The sequence below is a fragment of the Streptomyces verrucosisporus genome, from assembly GCF_017114865.1.
GTDB lineage: Bacteria > Actinomycetota > Actinomycetes > Streptomycetales > Streptomycetaceae > Streptomyces > Streptomyces fenghuangensis.
In genome coordinates this window covers 134,895-151,097 of record NZ_JADEYH010000011.1, presented here as the reverse complement: position 1 = coordinate 151,097, position 16,203 = coordinate 134,895, and the positions used below count along the sequence as shown (strand labels likewise).

At 72.2% G+C, this 16,203-nt stretch carries 13 protein-coding genes and 1 pseudogene; 5 read left to right on the top strand and 9 right to left on the bottom strand.

What is annotated here, in order from left to right; translation table 11 throughout:
• The first annotated feature begins 17 nt into the window (after positions 1–17).
• Positions 18–1,613: an NADH-quinone oxidoreductase subunit NuoN gene (gene nuoN, locus IQ279_RS14670; protein WP_206348983.1), complete on the top strand. Its 1,596-nt coding sequence runs from the start codon at positions 18–20 to the stop codon at positions 1,611–1,613.
• A gap of 167 nt (positions 1,614–1,780) precedes the next feature.
• Here nuoN and IQ279_RS14665 read toward each other — a convergent pair whose 3' ends face one another.
• Both IQ279_RS14665 and fahA read right to left on the bottom strand, forming a co-directional pair.
• Positions 1,781–2,245: a hypothetical protein gene (locus IQ279_RS14665; RefSeq protein WP_206348957.1), complete on the bottom strand. Its 465-nt coding sequence runs from the start codon at positions 2,243–2,245 to the stop codon at positions 1,781–1,783.
• A 228-nt stretch (positions 2,246–2,473) separates the two neighbouring features.
• Entirely contained in the window at positions 2,474–3,712 is a 1,239-nt protein-coding gene (gene fahA, locus IQ279_RS14660) for a fumarylacetoacetase (protein WP_206348956.1), read from the bottom strand.
• A gap of 278 nt (positions 3,713–3,990) precedes the next feature.
• Between fahA and IQ279_RS14655 the strand changes: the two genes are divergently transcribed.
• The 3 genes and pseudogenes from IQ279_RS14655 to IQ279_RS14645 form a co-directional block, all read left to right on the top strand.
• Complete coding sequence (locus IQ279_RS14655) at positions 3,991–5,001, top strand: polyprenyl synthetase family protein (protein WP_206348955.1); 1,011 nt, start codon at positions 3,991–3,993, stop codon at positions 4,999–5,001.
• A gap of 276 nt (positions 5,002–5,277) precedes the next feature.
• Entirely contained in the window at positions 5,278–6,495 is a 1,218-nt protein-coding gene (locus tag IQ279_RS14650; RefSeq protein ID WP_206348954.1) for a LolA family protein, read from the top strand.
• Between the two features lie 108 nt (positions 6,496–6,603).
• Positions 6,604–6,963 (top strand): annotated as a pseudogene (locus tag IQ279_RS14645) (ATP-binding cassette domain-containing protein); the annotation flags it as partial.
• A gap of 5 nt (positions 6,964–6,968) precedes the next feature.
• Here the strand turns inward: IQ279_RS14645 and IQ279_RS14640 are convergent.
• Positions 6,969–7,463 carry a VOC family protein gene (locus tag IQ279_RS14640; protein WP_206348953.1) on the bottom strand — a complete coding sequence of 165 codons (495 nt, stop codon included), beginning with the start codon at positions 7,461–7,463 and terminating at the stop codon, positions 6,969–6,971.
• A 73-nt stretch (positions 7,464–7,536) separates the two neighbouring features.
• On the opposite strand from IQ279_RS14640, the gene IQ279_RS14635 reads away from it, so the two are divergent.
• Positions 7,537–8,133, top strand: coding sequence for a CGNR zinc finger domain-containing protein (locus IQ279_RS14635; RefSeq protein WP_206348982.1), 597 nt, complete (start codon positions 7,537–7,539; stop codon positions 8,131–8,133).
• Positions 8,134–8,274: 141 nt separating this feature from the next.
• Here IQ279_RS14635 and IQ279_RS14630 read toward each other — a convergent pair whose 3' ends face one another.
• The 6 genes from IQ279_RS14630 to IQ279_RS14605 form a co-directional block, all read right to left on the bottom strand.
• On the bottom strand, positions 8,275–9,615 hold the full coding sequence (locus IQ279_RS14630; protein ID WP_206348952.1) for a M28 family metallopeptidase: 1,341 nt from the start codon (positions 9,613–9,615) through the stop codon (positions 8,275–8,277).
• Between the two features lie 218 nt (positions 9,616–9,833).
• Positions 9,834–10,814, bottom strand: a complete 981-nt coding sequence (gene rarD / locus IQ279_RS14625; RefSeq protein WP_372445143.1) for an EamA family transporter RarD — start codon at positions 10,812–10,814, stop codon at positions 9,834–9,836.
• A gap of 274 nt (positions 10,815–11,088) precedes the next feature.
• A complete protein-coding gene (locus IQ279_RS14620; RefSeq protein ID WP_206348950.1) occupies positions 11,089–12,180 on the bottom strand; it encodes a 2-oxoacid:ferredoxin oxidoreductase subunit beta in 1,092 nt (363 codons plus the stop codon).
• Positions 12,173–14,083 carry a 2-oxoacid:acceptor oxidoreductase subunit alpha gene (locus IQ279_RS14615; protein WP_307792355.1) on the bottom strand — a complete coding sequence of 637 codons (1,911 nt, stop codon included), beginning with the start codon at positions 14,081–14,083 and terminating at the stop codon, positions 12,173–12,175. The genes IQ279_RS14620 and IQ279_RS14615 overlap by 8 nt, the downstream gene beginning before the upstream one ends.
• A 195-nt stretch (positions 14,084–14,278) precedes the next feature.
• Positions 14,279–14,938 carry a response regulator transcription factor gene (locus tag IQ279_RS14610; RefSeq protein ID WP_206348981.1) on the bottom strand — a complete coding sequence of 220 codons (660 nt, stop codon included), beginning with the start codon at positions 14,936–14,938 and terminating at the stop codon, positions 14,279–14,281.
• Between the two features lie 128 nt (positions 14,939–15,066).
• Positions 15,067–16,131, bottom strand: coding sequence for a sensor histidine kinase (locus IQ279_RS14605; protein ID WP_372445137.1), 1,065 nt, complete (start codon positions 16,129–16,131; stop codon positions 15,067–15,069).
• Between the last annotated feature and the right edge of the window lie 72 nt (positions 16,132–16,203).

Here is a 16,203-nt window from a genome sequence, read left to right as displayed (position 1 = left end):
CCCTGCGGGCGCAGGAGATGATCCCCGCGCCCGACATCGAGTACGGGCAGCTCGCCCCGGTGCTGATCGTCATCGGCGCCGCCGTCGTAGGCGTCCTGATCGAGGCGTTCGTGCCGCGCCGGGCGCGGTACACCGCCCAGGCGCTGCTGGCGGGCCTGGCCCTGGCGTCGGCCTTCGCGGCCGTCGTCGGGCTGGCCGCCGCGGGAAGGGCCACCACCGAGGCGGGGCTGGTCGCCATGGGCGCCCTCGCCGTCGACGGACCGGCGCTCTTCCTGCAGGGCGTGATCCTGCTGGTCTCGCTGGTCGCGCTGCTCACCTTCGCCGAGCGCAGGCTCGACCCGCGGGCGCACGGCAGGCACGTGGACTCCTTCGCCGCCGAGGGCGCGGCGGTGCCCGGCGGTGAGGGCGAGAAGGCGGCGGTGCGGGCCGGGTTCACCACCACCGAGGTCTATCCGCTGCTGCTCTTCGCGGTCGGCGGCATGCTGGTCTTCCCGGCCGCCAACGACCTGCTGACGCTCTTCATCGCGCTGGAGGTCTTCTCACTGCCGCTGTACGTGCTGTGCGCGCTGGCCCGCCGCAAGCGGCTGATGTCGCAGGAGGCCGCGCTCAAGTACTTCCTGCTGGGCGCCTTCTCCTCCGCCTTCCTGCTCTTCGGCATCGCCCTGCTGTACGGCTACGCGGGCAGCGTGAAGTACGCGGACATCGCTTCGGTGATCGCGGACACCAACCGCGGCACGACCGAGGCGCTCGCCGGGACGACGGGCAACGACGTACTGCTGCTCATCGGTGGCGCGCTGCTGGTGATGGGCCTGCTGTTCAAGGTCGGCGCGGTGCCGTTCCACATGTGGACGCCGGACGTCTACCAGGGTGCCCCGACCCCCGTGACCGGCTTCATGGCCGCCGCCACCAAGGTCGCCGCCTTCGGCGCCCTGCTGCGGCTGCTGTACGTCGTGCTGCCGGGGCTCACCTGGGACTGGCGGCCGGTGATGTGGGGCGTGGCGATCGTGTCGATGCTGGCCGGCGCGGTCATCGCCATCACACAGACCGACGTCAAGCGGCTGCTGGCGTACTCCTCGATCGCGCACGCCGGCTTCATCCTCGCCGGTGTGATCGCGGCGACGCCCTCCGGCATCTCGTCGGTGCTGTTCTACCTGGCGGCCTACTCCTTCGTCACGCTCGGCGCCTTCGCCGTGGTGACGCTGGTGCGGGACGCGGGCGGCGAGGCCACGCACCTGTCCAAGTGGGCCGGTCTGGGGCGCCGCTCCCCGCTGGTGGCCGCGGTCTTCGCGGTCTTCCTGCTGGCCTTCGCGGGCATCCCGCTGACCTCCGGGTTCGCGGGCAAGTTCGCGGTGTTCAAGGCGGCGGCGGAGGGCGGCGCGGGGGCGCTGGTGGTCGTGGGCGTGATCGCCTCGGCCATCGCGGCGTTCTTCTACATCCGGGTCATCGTCCTGATGTTCTTCAGCGAGCCGAAGGTGGAGGGGCCGTCGGTCGCGGTGCCGAGTCCGCTGACCACCACGGCGATCGCCGTCGGTGTGGCGGTCACACTGGTGCTGGGCGTGGCCCCGCAGTACTTCCTGGACCTCGCCTCCCAGGCGGGGGTGTTCGCCCGCTGAGGTGCCCGTACGGCGACGGCCGCCCGGCATCCGTGCCGGGCGGCCGCCGTGTGTGTGCCGGGGGTGTCTCGCGGTCCGGAGCGCGCCGCGGAGGCGTGCCGGGGAGCCGCGCTCCCCGGTCATGCTTCCCGGGCGTGCTTCTCAGGAGGTGCTTCTCCCGGGCGCGCTCACTCCGTGGGGAGATCCAGATCGCTGGGCAGACCGCTGGGCAGGTCGCCGATCTCGGGGATCTCGGTGGAGACCTCGGGGACCTCCACCTTGGTGAAGGTGTCGGTGGTGCCCGACTCCCAGGCGACGGTGAGGCTCTCGCCCTCCACGCTCTTGACCGTGCCCCTGGTGCGGTCGGTGCTGCCGTCGGTGCACTTGAGGGCGAAGGTGACCGGATCGGCGCCGGTGTCCGCCGTGCCCGTGCAGGTGGTCTCGCCCAGCAGTGCCGCCTGGTCGCCGCTGATGCTCAGCACCATCGCCTTGCCGTCGCCCTCGGCGCTCCAGGTGCCGTTCACCCCGCCGGTCGCCGCCTCCCCGCCGGGGTCGCCGGTGGGCTCGGCGGTCTGCTCGGAGCTCGGCTTCGGCTCGGGCTCCCCGGAGCCGCCGCCGCTTCCGCAGCCGCTCATCAGCAGGGCTGTGGCCAAGGCGGCGGCCGCTCCCGCATACCGTGCCGATGTGCGCACGTGGTCCCCCTCCATGCGTATCACTGCTTACTGCGTATTACTGCGTATCACTCGTACTGCAAGGGCACGCCAAGCTAGCAGGTGGCACCGGCCGACGGGCCGGTCCGGAACGGATTCCGGACCGGCGTGCGACCGACTTGAGAACGGCGGACCGGTACGCGGCGGCCGGCCCCCGTGGGCGGGGCGGTGTCAGACGCCCCGGTCGGCGGCCGGGTGGACGCGGCCGGACACCTCGCCCAGGCCGATGCGGGAACCGTCCGGTCCGGGCGCCCAGGCGGTGATGACGACCTCGTCGCCGTCCTCCAGGAACGTCCGCTTGCCGTCGGGGAGTTCGACCGGGTCGCGGCCGGACCAGGTCAGCTCCAGCAGGCAGCCGCGCTGGTGCACCTCCGGGCCGCTGACGGTGCCGGAGGCGAAGAGGTCCCCGGTGCGCAGCGAGGCGCCGTTCACGGTCATGTGGGCGAGCTGCTGGGCGGCCGTCCAGTACATCGCGGAGAAGGGCGGCTCGGCGACGGTGTGGCCGTTGAGGGAGACCGAGATCCGCAGATCCAGCCCGCCGGGCTCCCCGCCCGCGGAGTCCTCCAGGTAGTCCAGCAGCGGATGGGTGCGCCGCGGCGGCTCGGTGCGGGCCGCGTCGAGGGCGTCCAGCGGGGTGACCCAGGCCGAGACGGAGGTCGCGAAGGACTTGCCCAGGAACGGGCCCAGCGGCACGTACTCCCAGGCCTGGACGTCACGCGCCGACCAGTCGTTGACCAGGCAGACGCCGAAGACGTGCTCCCGGAAGTCCGCCTGCGGCACCGTTTCGCCCAGCCGGGAGGGGGTGCCGACCACGAAGCCGACCTCCGCCTCGATGTCCAGCCGGCGGGACGGACCGAAGGAGGGGGAGGCCTCGTCGGGGGCCTTGCGCTGCCCCTGCGGGCGGACGACGGGGGTGCCGGAGACCACGACGGTGCCGGAGCGGCCGTGATAGCCGATCGGCAGGTGCTTCCAGTTGGGAGTGAGCGGCTCACCGCCGGGCCGGAAGATCCGCCCGACGTTGGTGGCGTGGTGCTCGCTGGCGTAGAAGTCGACGTAGTCGGCCACCTCGAAGGGAAGGTGGAGGGTGACGTCCTCGAGCCGGATCAGGTACTGCGTGACGGTGCCGGCGTGCTCGGGCGCGGTCAGCCAGGAACGCAGCTCGGCGCGCACCGCCCGCCAGACCGGGCGCCCCGCCGCCATCAGGGGGTTGAGGCTCGGCTTCTGGAGCAGGCCGGTGTGGGGCGAGCCGAACGCGTCAGCGGCCGAGCCCGCGTCCAGGACGTACGGGCCGTAGCGCACGCCGATCCGGCGCAGGTCGGGGTCGTCCTCGGTGGTGAAGACGCCGTAGGGCAGGTTGTCCGGGCCGAAGAGATCGTCTTCGGGCAGTTCGAGCGGGGTCGCGTCGGACATGGGTGAGGTGCCTCGCCTTCGAGGTCGTCGCCGGTCAGGGCCGCGAACAGGCTACGCGGTGGTGATCCGCGGCAGAAGCGACCCGCTGCGGGGCGCGGTCGGGGCCGGGATGCGGCCTCCGTCACAGAGGCAACGCGGCGGCTGTGATCGTCTCGGGACCGGCTACGCTGCCAGGGATGATGATGGCGACAGCGGCCCGGCGGTACGGCGACACACCGTGAAGGCCGCGACGAGCCGCGTGATCGTTGGCTGATCGTACGCAGACAGGAGTACCCCTCGTGACCGTCGTCGGGCCCTTCGGGCTGAGCGTGCGGGACCATGCGCTGGAAACCGATGTCCAGGCGGGGTTGGCGGCTGTCGAGGAGGGCCTCATCGAGGCCACCAAGAGCGGCGTGCCCTTCATAACGGAAGCCGCGCAGCATCTGGTGCGGGCCGGCGGGAAGCGATTCCGCCCGCTGCTGGTGATGCTGGCGGCGCAGTTCGGCGACCCGCACGCCCCCGGGGTGGTGCCCTCGGCGGTGGTCGTGGAGCTGACGCACCTGGCGACGCTCTACCACGACGACGTGATGGACGAGGCGGACGTGCGGCGCGGAGTGCCCAGCGCCAACGCCCGCTGGGACAACTCCGTGGCCGTCCTCACCGGTGACTTCCTCTTCGCCCGGGCCTCGCACATCCTGGCCGATCTGGGACCGGAGGCGGTCAGGGTCCAGGCCGAGGCGTTCGAGCGGCTGGTGACCGGGCAGATCCTGGAGACGGCGGGCCCGCGGGAGGGCGACGACCCGATCGCCCACTACCTCGACGTGATCGCGGGCAAGACCGGCTCGCTGATCGCGGTAGCCGGACGCTTCGGCGCGAAGATGTCGGGCGCGGACGAGAACGTCGTGGACGTCCTCACCCAGTACGGGGAGCGGATCGGCACCGCCTTCCAGCTGGCCGACGATGTGCTCGACATCGCCAGCGACTCCCACGAGTCCGGCAAGACACCCGGCACGGACCTGAGGGAAGGCATCGAGACGCTGCCGGTCCTGCGTCTGCGGGCCCGCGCGGCCGACGGCGGTTCGCCGGAGGACCTGGCTCTGTGCGCGCTGCTGGACGGCGACCTGAGCGACGACGCCCGGCACGCGGAGGCGCTGGCGGGACTCCGCGCCCATCCGGCGCTGGAGGAGGCGCGGCGTGACACGATCCGCTGCGCGGACGAGGCCCGCAACGTTCTTGCGCCGCTGCCGGACTGCGCGGCCAAGGAGGCTCTCTCCTATCTGTGCGACTCGGTGGTCCACCGCGCGGGCTGACCGCGCCGAGGATTCCGTTCCTCCCGGCCCGGACGGGACCGTACGCCTCGGGAAGGGGGCGTCGGGCCGTCTGCGGCGCCGGTGGGACGAGGCGGTGCCGGTGGTGTCATACCCCGGGAGTAGATCGGTTTGCCCCTGTCGTCTGACGCCCTGTCCGGAGCAATTTGGTGGGATTGACACCGACACCCCGCACCGGAATGGGTGAGAATGGCGGCCAGGGGTTGACGAGTGCGACGTACGGACGAACCGCCGCCGATCACGGAGGTAAGGGCACACATGGCACGGACCCGACCGATGAAGAAGGCGTTGCGTTACGCGGTGCCGGCCACCGTGGCCGGAGCGACGGTGGCGGCCGTCGGCCTCGTACCGGCACTGGCCAGTTCCGGCGGCAGCCCGGATCTGCCGGAGATCACCGCCGAGGAACTGGTCGCGAAGATCGCGGCCTCGGACACCCAACAACTGTCCGGGACGGTGAGGATCACCACCGATCTCGGTCTGCCCGCCCTGCCCGGCATGGGCTCGGGCGGCCCCGGCGGCGGCCGTGAGGAGGGCGCCGGGGCCGCCGATCCGCGCGGTAGGCTCGCCGGGCTGGCCTCCGGCTCCCACACCCTGCGCGTCGCGGTGGACGGGCCGGACAGACAGCGCGTCTCGATCGTGGAGAAGGCCGCGGAGTACAGCCTCATCCGCAACGGGGGCGACGTGTGGGCGTACGACAGCGCCACGAACACCGTCCACCACACCGTCCTCCCCCGAGAGGGCGGACGGGGCGCCGGCCCGGGGGAGACCCCGGGAGGTCTGGAGAAGGTGACCCCGCAGAAGGCCGCCCAGGAGGTTCTCAAGGCCGTCGACGCCACGACCTCGGTCACCGTCGACGGTACGGCGAAGGTCGCCGGCCAGGACGCCCACCAACTGCTGATCGAGCCGAAGCAGCCGGAGAGCACGGTCGGGTCGGTGCGGATCGCGGTGGACGCGGACAGCGGTGTGCCGCTGAAGTTCACCCTCACCCCCAAGGGCGGCGGGAAGGCCGCCGTCGACGTGGGCTTCACCGAGGTGGACTTCGCCCGGCCGGACGCCGGCACCTTCGACTTCAAGCCGCCGAAGGACGCGAAGGTCACCGAGGAGAGGCTCGACGGCGCGCGGAACGGCTCCGGCAAGGCGCCGTACGAGGACGGCCGGGGCGGCGACGGCAGGGACCGGGACGGCGCCGAGGGGCTGCCGTCCGGCCTGGAGGTCGTCGGTGAGGGCTGGGGCTCGGTCGCCCGGATCGAACTGCCCGGTGGCGGCCCGGTGCCCGGTACGGACGCCGCGCAGGAGGCGGCGCCCGAGGCGCGCAAGCTGCTCGACGGCTTCACGGAGGAGGTCAAGGGCGACTTCGGCACCGGCCGTTTCTTCGGCACCCGCCTCGTCAACGCCCTGATCACCGAAGACGGCACCGTCTACGTCGGGGCCGTCACCCGCGAGGGCCTGGCCGAGGCGGCCGGCTCCGCCGGCTAGCGCGCCCGCCGCCCGGTCCCGCTGCCCGTCCGCGAGACGGTGCGGCGGGACCGGTTCGGCACCGCCGTACCGCACCGTTCCCCCGACCCCGGGAAGCGCCATGCAGCCCTGGAGGTGCCGTGCGGCAGCGTCTTCGGCTTCCTGGGCCCGAACGGCTCGGGCAGGACGACCACGATTCGGATGCTGTTCGGACTGATCGAGCCCAGCGGCGGAAGCGCGCGGCTGCTGGGCGAGTCGATGCCGGACGCGGCCCGGCGGGTGCTGCCGCGGGCGGGCGCGCTGATCGAAGGTCGGGCGCCGTACGGCTTCCTCTCCGGCCGCGACAACCCGCCGCGCCTGGAGGCGGCCGACCCGACCGCCGGTCCCCGCACCCGTGCGGCCCGGGTGGCGGAGGCGCTGGAGCGGGTGGGGCTCACGGCCGCCGCCCGCAAGAAGACACGGGCGTACTCGCTGGGCATGGAGAGGCGGCGCCCTCATGACACGCAGAACTCATTGCTCTCGGGATCCGCCATCACCGTCCACTCACCGCCCGGCTCCCTCACCTGCCGTATGACCGACGCACCCAGGCCCTCCAGCCGGGCAACGGTCCCCTCGCGCCGCCCAGGGCCCGAGTGGACATCGATGTGCAGGCGGTTCTTGACGGTCTTGGGCTCCGGGACGCGCTGGAAGAGCAACCGCCGCCCCAGCCCGGCACCGCTGTCGGGGTCGGCCGGATCCTCCGGGTGGCGTGCCGCGGCCAGGTCGCGCCAGGCGCGGCGGCCGTGGTGCTCGACCAGGATCTCCTCGCCCACGACGCCGAGACCGAGCAGGCGCTCGATCAGGGCGCTGTTGTCCTCCACCAGATAGCCCAGGGTCGCGGCCCAGAAGTCGGCCTGCCGGTGCGGATCCGCGCAGTCGATCACCAGCTTCCAGCCCAGCACCTCCTGCGTGCTGCCCGTCGTGGTCGCCTCGCCCGATGTCTCCGTCATCGCCCCGTCTCCCGTTCGCCGCACTTCCCTCTGCTCGGTAACCAGTTATATTGGTTACGTGACGGAGTCCGCAATGGGTCTGGTGCTGCACTCACCCGAAGGAGTGCCCTATCGCTTCGACCCGGGGTCCCTGTGCCTGGAGTTGCTGCCGACGGGCGGGTCCGGCGGTCACGCGCGCTACGAGGTGCTGCACGAGCCGGTGAACCTCGCGGTCTGGGCCGCCCGTTCCCGGCTGCGCCCCGCGCCCTCCATCGTGGTGACGGAGGCCGAGCTGGCCGCCGCCAAGGAGTTGCGCGCCGCGCTGTGGCGGATGGCGGTGGACCGGGCGCACGGCCGTGCACCGCGCCCGCGGGATGCGGCGGTGGTCAACGAGGCCGCCTCCCGGCCGCCGCTGCCGGTGCGGTTGCGGCGGGACGGCGGACGGGGCTGGGCGAGGGAATGGGGGCCGGACGCGACCGGCACCCAACTGCTCTCGACCGTCGCGCGCGACGCCGTCGACCTGTTCGGCGGCCCGTACGTCCACCGGATACGGGAGTGCGCGTCGGACGACTGCCGACTGGTCTTCGTGGACACCTCGCGCCCCGGCCGCCGCCGCTGGTGCTCGATGGAGCGCTGCGGCAACCGTCACAAGGTCCGGGCGCTGCGCGCCCGCCGCGAGGAGGGGGAGTGACCGGGGCTCGGAGCGTCCGCCCGCCGGGTGGTACGGACGGTCTGCATGGATGGCCGCGCCCGCCGACGCGGTCGCGTCGGCGGGCGGTGGTCCCCGGCCCGGCGGGGCGGGCTCGGGGCCCGGACGGGCCGGCCGGACGGGTCAGAAGGTGAGCTTCCAGCTGTCGATGTAGCCGGAGTCGGAGCGGTAGACGTCCCTCACACGCAGTTTCCAGGTTCCGTTCGCCGCCTCGGAGGAGGCGTTGACGGTGTAGGTGGTGATCACGTCGTCGCCCGAGTCCCAGCCGGAGTTCTTCAGCCGGTAGCTGCTGCCGTCCGGGGCCACCAGGTCGATGACCAGGTCACCGCGGTAGGTGTGCTTGATGTCGACGCCGACCCTGAGGTCGCTCGGGGCGTTCCCGGAGAGGCCGGTGACGGGGAGCGGTGACTCCACCGTGCCCGGGTCGGGGATGGCGTGGTCGTCGGTGTTCTCGAAGACGTCGCCGTCCGGCGGGGTGGTGGTGCCCGAGCTCAGCGTCCACACCGCGTGGGCGGCGGCGTCGCTGTTGCGGTCCAGGGCGGTTTCGTTGATGTTGGCGGTGGTGTCGCAGGAGGAGTGGTAGCAGCGGTCGAAGGACTGCCCGGCGGTGCCACCCCACTTCTGCGCCTGGGCGCTGGTCTTGACGCGTCCGGCACCGGTGAACAGGCCGCCGACGGGGACACCGGCGCTCTTGAACGGGGCGTGGTCGGAGCGTCCGTCGCCCTCCGTCTCGATCTCGGTCGGGACGCCCCTGGCGGCGAACCAGTCCTTGAAGACCTTCTCGATGGCGGGGTCGTCGTCGTAGACGAAGTAACCGGCGTTGGGCGAGCCGATCATGTCGAAGTTGAGGTAGCCGTCGATCTTCGACCGCTCGGTGGAGGAGAGGCTGTTGACGTAGTGCTTCGAGCCCACCAGACCGAGTTCCTCGGCCCCCCACCAGGCGAACCGCAGATGCTTGTCGGGCTGGTATCCCGCGCGGGCCACGGCGAGGGCGGTCTCCAGGACGGCGGCGGAGCCGGAGCCGTTGTCGTTGATGCCGGCGCCGCTGCTGACCGAGTCCAGGTGTGCTCCGGACATGAGGACGGCGCCGGTGTCGCCGCCGGGCCAGTCGGCGATGAGGTTGTAGCCGGTGGTCCCGTTGTAGGTGAACTGCTGGAGCGCCGTGGTGTAGCCGGCCGCGTCCAGCTTGCCCTTGACGTAGTCGATCGACGCGCGGTAGCCGGGGCGGCCGTGGGCGCGGTTGCCGCCGTTGGCGTTCGCGATCGTCTGGAACTGCGAGAGGTGTGCCTTGACGTTGGTGAGCGGGATGTCCGGTGCCGCCGCGGCCGTGGTGACCTCGGCCGCGGCCGGGGCGGTCGTCGCGGTGAGCAGTCCGGCGGCGAGCGCACCGGCGAGTCCGGCTCCGAGGACGGCGCGGTGGAGGGGGGATCTTCGGGGGAGCCGTCGTCCAGCGTGAATGGGCATCATGCCTCCTGTGGGGGTTGACGTGAGCATGATGCTGATGGGGCGCCGGTGCACCGTCAAGGGCAGAATCCGGACATACGCGTCCGAATATCGGACGATGTCGCGCTGACGTGCCACCGGTTCGCGGCGCGCCGCGAAGTGGCCGATTCCGGCCGTTCCGCCTTTGGAGTCCCCAGGGCGGTCCGGCCGGCTCCGGCCGGCCGTGGCCGGACCCGCGGTCAGCTCTTCGCGGGGTCGGACGGGGCGCCGGCCACCGCCGGGCGGTCCGCCGGGCGAGCGGCCTCGTCGGACACCGTGCCCCCGGCCTTTCCGCCGCCCGTCCGCGGCGCCCGTGCGGACGCCGCCGCGGCGGCCGCACGCAGGCGTGCCCGCGAACGGCGTGCGGTGCGCAGTGCGTCCCAGGTGAGCAGGCACAGCGCGGCCCAGACGAGCAGGAAGCCGGCCCAGCGCTCGGGCGGCATCTCCTCGTCGAAGGCCAGCAGGCCCAGCAGGAACATCGAGGCGGGCGCCAGGTACTGCAGCAGGCCGATCGTGGACAGCGGCAGTCGTACGGCCGCCCCGCCGAAGAAGATCAGCGGCAGTGCGGTGGCCAGTCCGGCGAAGGAGAGCAGCAGCGCGTGCCCGGTGCCCTCGGTGGTGAAGGTGGCCCCGCCCCGCGAACCCAGGAAGACCAGGAAGGCGACGGCGGGCAGGAACTGCACGGCCGTCTCGGCCCCGAAGCTCGCCACCCCGTCCAGCCGGACGCCCTTCTTGATCAGCCCGTAGAGCGCGAAGCTGACGGCCAGGGCGAGCGAGAGCCAGGGCAGCCGGCCGTATGCGACGGTCATGACCCCCACCGCCAGGGCCCCGATGCCGACGGCCACCCACTGGGCGGGCCGCAGCCGCTCGCGCAGCAGCAGGACGCCGAAGGCGATCGATATCAGCGGGTTGATGAAGTAGCCGAGCGACGCCTCGATGACCTTGCCGCTCCCCACGGCCCAGATGAACAGGCCCCAGTTGACCGATATCAGCCCGGCCGCCAGGGCTATCAGGGCCAGCCTGCGGGGATCGCGCAGCAGCGGGCGCACCCACGCCCAGCGGCGCAGCGCGGCCAGGATGACCAGGGCGGTGGGCAGCGACCACACCATCCGGTGGGCCAGGACCTCGGTGGCGCCGGCGGGCTCCAGCAGCGCCCAGTACAGCGGTAGCAGCCCCCACATCCCGTAGGCGGCGAAGCCGAACAACAGTCCCGTGCGCTGCTCGCCCTGCGACTCCAACGTTCCTCCTCGGGGGTGACCGGACCGGCCCGGCGGCCGCCCTCAAGACGGTAGCGCCGTACGCCCCTGTTGTCATTTCCGTTCCGGCGTACGGTGCTTACGTATCGTGCTCCGTCCCGCACACTCGGCCCACCCCGGCCGGATCCCGTGTCACCTGAACGGCCGAGGGGCCGGTCCCGCCAGGCGGGACCGGCCCCTCACACGGGCGAACGTGCCGTCAGCCCACGACCGTCCAGGTGTCGTTGCCGGACAGGAGCGCGCCCAGGTCTCCCTTGCCGTTCTGCACGACGGCCTTCTCCAGCTGCTCGGTCATCAGGGTGTCGTAGACCGGGCGGCGCACATCCCGCAGGACGCCGATGGGGGTGTGGTGCAGAGTGTCGGCGTCGGCGAGCCGGGAGAGGGCGAAGGCGGTCGTCGGGGAGGCCGCGTGGGCGTCGTGGACCAGAACGCCCTCGGTGCCCTCCACCGTGACGTCGACCACCTTCAGGTCTCCGGTGGCCTGGTCGCGGATCACGCCCTTGGAGCCCAGGCCGTCCTCCGCGGGCGCACCGAAGCGGATCGGCTGTCCGTGCTCCAGCCGGATCACGGCTTCCTGGGCCTGCTCCTTGTCCTTCAGCACCTCGAAGGCGCCGTCGTTGAAGATGTTGCAGTTCTGGTAGATCTCCACCAGGGCGGTGCCCGGGTGGTCCGCGGCCGCACGCAGTACGCCGGTGAGGTGCTTGCGGTCGGAGTCGACGGTGCGGGCCACGAAGGATGCCTCCGCGCCGATCGCCAGCGACACCGGGTTGAAGGGGGCGTCCAGGGATCCCATCGGCGTCGACTTGGTGATCTTGCCGACCTCGGAGGTGGGCGAGTACTGGCCCTTGGTGAGCCCGTAGATCCGGTTGTTGAACAGCAGGATCTTCAGGTTCACGTTCCGGCGCAGGGCGTGGATGAGGTGGTTGCCGCCGATGGACAGCGCGTCACCGTCACCGGTGACCACCCACACCGACAGATCCGGCCGGGAGGAGGCCAGCCCGGTGGCGATGGCCGGGGCGCGGCCGTGGATGGAGTGCATCCCGTAGGTGTTCATGTAGTACGGGAAACGGGAGGAGCATCCGATGCCGGAGACGAAGACGATGTTCTCCTTCGCCAGCCCGAGCTCCGGCATGAAGCCCTGGACGGCGGCCAGGACGGCGTAGTCGCCGCAGCCGGGGCACCAGCGGACCTCCTGGTCGGACTTGAAGTCCTTCATGGTCTGCTTGCCGTCGGCCTTGGGGACCAGGGAGAGCGCCTCGAAGGTGGGCGCCTCCGTCGTGGTCTCAGCCATCGATGGCCTCCTTCAGAACGGTGGCGAGTTGCTCGGCCTTGAACGGCAGGCCGGTGACCTGCGTGAACGACTGGGCGTCGACCAGGTACTTCGCTCGCAGCAAAGTGGCCAGCTGCCCGAGGTTCATCTCGGGGACGACCACCTTGTCGTAGCGCTTCAGCACCTCGCCGAGATTGCCGGGGAAGGGGTTGATGTGGCGCAGATGGGTCTGGGCGACCTTCTCGCCGGCGGCGCGCAGGCGGCGTACCGCGGCGGTGATCGGCCCGTAGGTCGATCCCCAGCCCAGCACCAGCAGCCCCGCGTCACCGGTGGGGTCGTCGACGGCGGCGTCCGGCACCTCGATCCGGTCGACCTTGGCCTGGCGGGTGCGGACCATGAAGTCGTGGTTGGCCGGGTCGTAGGAGATGTTGCCCGTGCCGTCCTGCTTCTCGATGCCGCCGATGCGGTGCTCCAGGCCCGGTGTGCCGGGCACGGCCCAGGGGCGGGCCAGGGTCTGCGGATCGCGCTTGTACGGCCAGAAGACCTCGGTGCCGGCCTCGGTGGTGTGGTTCGGGCCGGACGCGAACCGCACGCTCAGGTCGGGCAGCTCGCCGGGCTCCGGGATCCGCCACGGCTCGGAGCCGTTGGCCAGGTAGCCGTCGCTCAGCAGGAACACCGGGGTGCGGTACGTCAGCGCGATCCGGGCCGCGTCCAGCGCCGCGGTGAAGCAGTCGCCGGGGGTGGCCGGGGCCACGATCGGCACCGGGGCCTCGCCGTTGCGCCCGTACATCGCCTGGAGCAGGTCGGCCTGCTCGGTCTTGGTCGGCAGGCCCGTCGAGGGGCCGCCGCGCTGGATGTCCACGATCAGCAGCGGCAGCTCCAGGGAGACCGCCAGCCCGATCGTCTCCGACTTCAGCGCCACCCCGGGGCCGGAGGTGGTGGTCACCGCCAGCGCCCCGCCGAAGGCGGCGCCCAGCGCGGCGCCGATGCCCGCGATCTCGTCCTCGGCCTGGAAGGTGCGCACGCCGAAGTTCTTGTGGCGGCTCAGCTCGTGGAGGATGTCCGAGGCGGGGGTGATCGGGTACGAGCCCAGATACAGCGGGAGGTCCGCCTGCTGAGACGCGGCGATCAGTCCGTAAGACAGTGCCAGATTGCCGGAGATGTTGCGGTAGGTGCCCGGCGGGAAGGCGGCCGAAGCCGGGGCGACCTCGTAGGAGACGGCGAAGTCCTCGGTGGTCTCGCCGAAGTTCCACCCCGCCCGGAAGGCGGCCACGTTCGCCTCGGCCACCTGCGGCTTCTTGGCGAACTTCCTGCGCAGGAAGGATTCGGTGCCCTCGGTGGGCCGGTGGTACATCCAGCTCAGCAGGCCCAGCGCGAACATGTTCTTCGCCCGCTCGGCGTCCCGGCGGGCCAGACCGGAGTCCTTCAGCGCCTCGATCGTCAGCGTCGTCAGCGGCACCGGGTGCACCCGGTAGGCGTCCAGCGAGCCGTCCTCCAGCGGGCTGGCGGCGTAGCCCACCTTGGCCATCGCCCGCTTGGTGAACTCGTCGGTGTTGACGATGATCTCCGCGCCCCGCGGCAGGTCGCCGATGTTCGCCTTCAGCGCGGCCGGGTTCATCGCCACCAGCACGTCCGGCGCGTCACCGGGGGTGAGGATGTCGTGGTCGGCGAAGTGGAGCTGGAAGGACGACACCCCCGGCAGTGTCCCGGCGGGCGCCCGGATTTCGGCGGGGAAGTTGGGCAGCGTGGAAAGATCGTTGCCGAAGGTCGCCGTCTCCGAGGTGAACCGGTCGCCCGTCAGCTGCATACCGTCGCCGGAGTCGCCGGCGAAACGGATGATGACCCGCTCCAGCCGCCGAACCTCCTTGGCCGGTGAGCCGGGCGAGCGCTGCTGATCGGCTGGGCTACTGACCTGGCTGGTCACTGGACTGGACCTCCCTTGAGGCGGCGGCTCGTCAGCCATCGTACGTGGGTAAGGGTGACCTTCCTGCGATCGGTCACATGGTGGACGTTCCGGTGAGACGACACTCGGGGACGCGCGTATATTCCGGTGCTGCTCTGGAGCCCTTCTGGAGCCCCGTGCCAGAGCCGCCGGACCGCGGTCTGCCGGCCCGCCGGGCTATGACCTGAGGTACGTCAGCACGGCCAGCACCCGGCGGTGGTCCTCGCCGCCCGGCGGCAGGCCCAGCTTCAGGAAGATGTTGCCGACGTGCTTCTCCACCGCTCCGGCGCTGACCACCAGCTGCCGGGCGATCGCGGAGTTCGTGCGGCCCTCGGCCATCAGGCCCAGCACCTCGCGCTCACGCGGGGTGAGCCCCGCCAGCACGTCCTGCCTGCGGCTGCGGCCGAGCAGCTGTGCGACCACCTCGGGGTCGAGCGCCGTACCGCCGCGGGCCACCCGGACCACCGCGTCCGCGAACTCGCGGACCTCGGCGACCCGGTCCTTGAGCAGATAGCCCACGCCCCGGCCGGAGCCCGCCAGCAGCTCGGTGGCGTACTGCTCCTCCACGTACTGCGACAGCACCAGCACCGCCAGACCCGGATGGCGGGCGCGCAGCCGGACGGCCGCCCGCAGCCCCTCGTCGGTGTGCGACGGCGGCATCCGCACGTCCGCCACCACCACGTCCGGCGGCTCGCCCGCGTCGGCCAGCTCGCCGACGACCTTCACCAGCGCCTCGCCGTCGCCGACACCCGCGACGACCTCGTGGCCGCGGTCGCCGAGCAGACGCGTCAGGCCCTCCCTCAGCAGCACCGAATCCTCGGCGATGACCACCCGCACCCTGTCCCTCGCGTCCCCCACCGCTCCCCCTCGCTCCCCGTCTTCCGAACGCCGTGCGCAGGAATCTCTGTGCACAGCATTCCAGGACCGGGACCCGGCGGCGCGGGGGGCTGTGGAAAACCGGGGCGTCAGCCGCCGTCGGGATCGCGCCAGGGCAGCTCGGCGGTGACGGTGGTGGGCCCGCCGTCGGGGGAGTCCACGGCAAGGAGCCCGTCGACGGAGCCCAGGCGCTCGGTGAGGCCGGCCAGACCGGTGCCGCGGTCGGCGCGGGCACCGCCGCGGCCGTCGTCGGCGACCCGGATGAGCAGACGGCCGCCGGAGCGCCGCAGATCCACCGAGGCCCGGGCGGCGCCGCTGTGCTTGCCGACGTTCTGGAGGAGCTCGGAGACGGTGAAGTAGGCGATGCCCTCGATGGCGGGTGCGGGGCGGGTGGCAAGGTCCACGGAGACGGTCACGGGGACGGGGCAGCGTGCGGCGACGTTGGACAGCGCGGGGCCCAGGCCGCGGTCGGTGAGGATGGCCGGGTGGATGCCGCGGGCGAGGTCGCGGAGCTCGGCGAGGGCGAGCTTCGCCTCGCCGTGGGCCTCGTCGACCATCCTGGCGGCGGCCTGCGGGTCCTCCAGCAGCTTCTCCCTGGCCAGGCCCAGCCCCATGGCCAGGGCGACCAGCCGGGCCTGCGCCCCGTCGTGGAGGTCGCGCTCGATGCGGCGCAGGTCGGCGGAGGCGGTGTCGGCCACCGTCCGCCGGCCCGACTCCAGCTCCGCGATGCGCCGCTCCAGCGCGTCCGAGGGAGACAGCAGCCCGCGCACCATCATCCGGTCCACATGGGACAGCCCGCGAGCCAGCCACGGCAGGACGGGCCAGGCGACGAGGAGCGAGACGAGGCAGACGGTGAAGGTGATGACGCCCCAGGGCAGGCGGACGAAGGAGTAGAGCGCGTGCCGCCAGCCGACGGGATCCTTCAGGCAGGCCCACAGCCAGGGGAAGAAGCCGCCGTGCGCCCGGTGCCGGATCGGCGTCGGCTCCTCGATCCGGACTCCGAGCAGCAGCCGCGCGCGGACCCGCTCCGCCCTGCCGAACCGGCGGCCGCCCATCAGGCCCAGTGCCAGCACCGGCAGCCCCACGACGGTGACCGACAGCAGCAGGCCGCAGTAGACCCACACGGAGACGTAGAGGAAGCCCACGATGTCCATCGGCAGGTTGAGCAGGAGATGCGCGATCTCCTTCCAGGTCTGCGCGCCGAGCGGGGCCCGAGGCGGGGGCAG

What these genes read in the sequence shown, in the direction of transcription:
- nuoN (WP_206348983.1), top strand. Translation starts at nt 18, where the DNA reads ATGATCCCCGCGCCCGACATCGAGTACGGGCAGCTCGCCCCGGTGCTG.
- fahA (WP_206348956.1), bottom strand. Translation starts at nt 3,712, where the DNA reads ATGTCCGACGCGACCCCGCTCGAACTGCCCGAAGACGATCTCTTCGGC.
- IQ279_RS14650 (WP_206348954.1), top strand. Translation starts at nt 5,278, where the DNA reads ATGGCACGGACCCGACCGATGAAGAAGGCGTTGCGTTACGCGGTGCCG.
- IQ279_RS14640 (WP_206348953.1), bottom strand. Translation starts at nt 7,463, where the DNA reads ATGACGGAGACATCGGGCGAGGCGACCACGACGGGCAGCACGCAGGAG.
- IQ279_RS14635 (WP_206348982.1), top strand. Translation starts at nt 7,537, where the DNA reads ATGGGTCTGGTGCTGCACTCACCCGAAGGAGTGCCCTATCGCTTCGAC.
- IQ279_RS14630 (WP_206348952.1), bottom strand. Translation starts at nt 9,615, where the DNA reads ATGCCCATTCACGCTGGACGACGGCTCCCCCGAAGATCCCCCCTCCAC.
- rarD (WP_372445143.1), bottom strand. Translation starts at nt 10,814, where the DNA reads ATGTGGGGGCTGCTACCGCTGTACTGGGCGCTGCTGGAGCCCGCCGGC.
- IQ279_RS14620 (WP_206348950.1), bottom strand. Translation starts at nt 12,180, where the DNA reads ATGGCTGAGACCACGACGGAGGCGCCCACCTTCGAGGCGCTCTCCCTG.
- IQ279_RS14605 (WP_372445137.1), bottom strand. Translation starts at nt 16,131, where the DNA reads ATGGACATCGTGGGCTTCCTCTACGTCTCCGTGTGGGTCTACTGCGGC.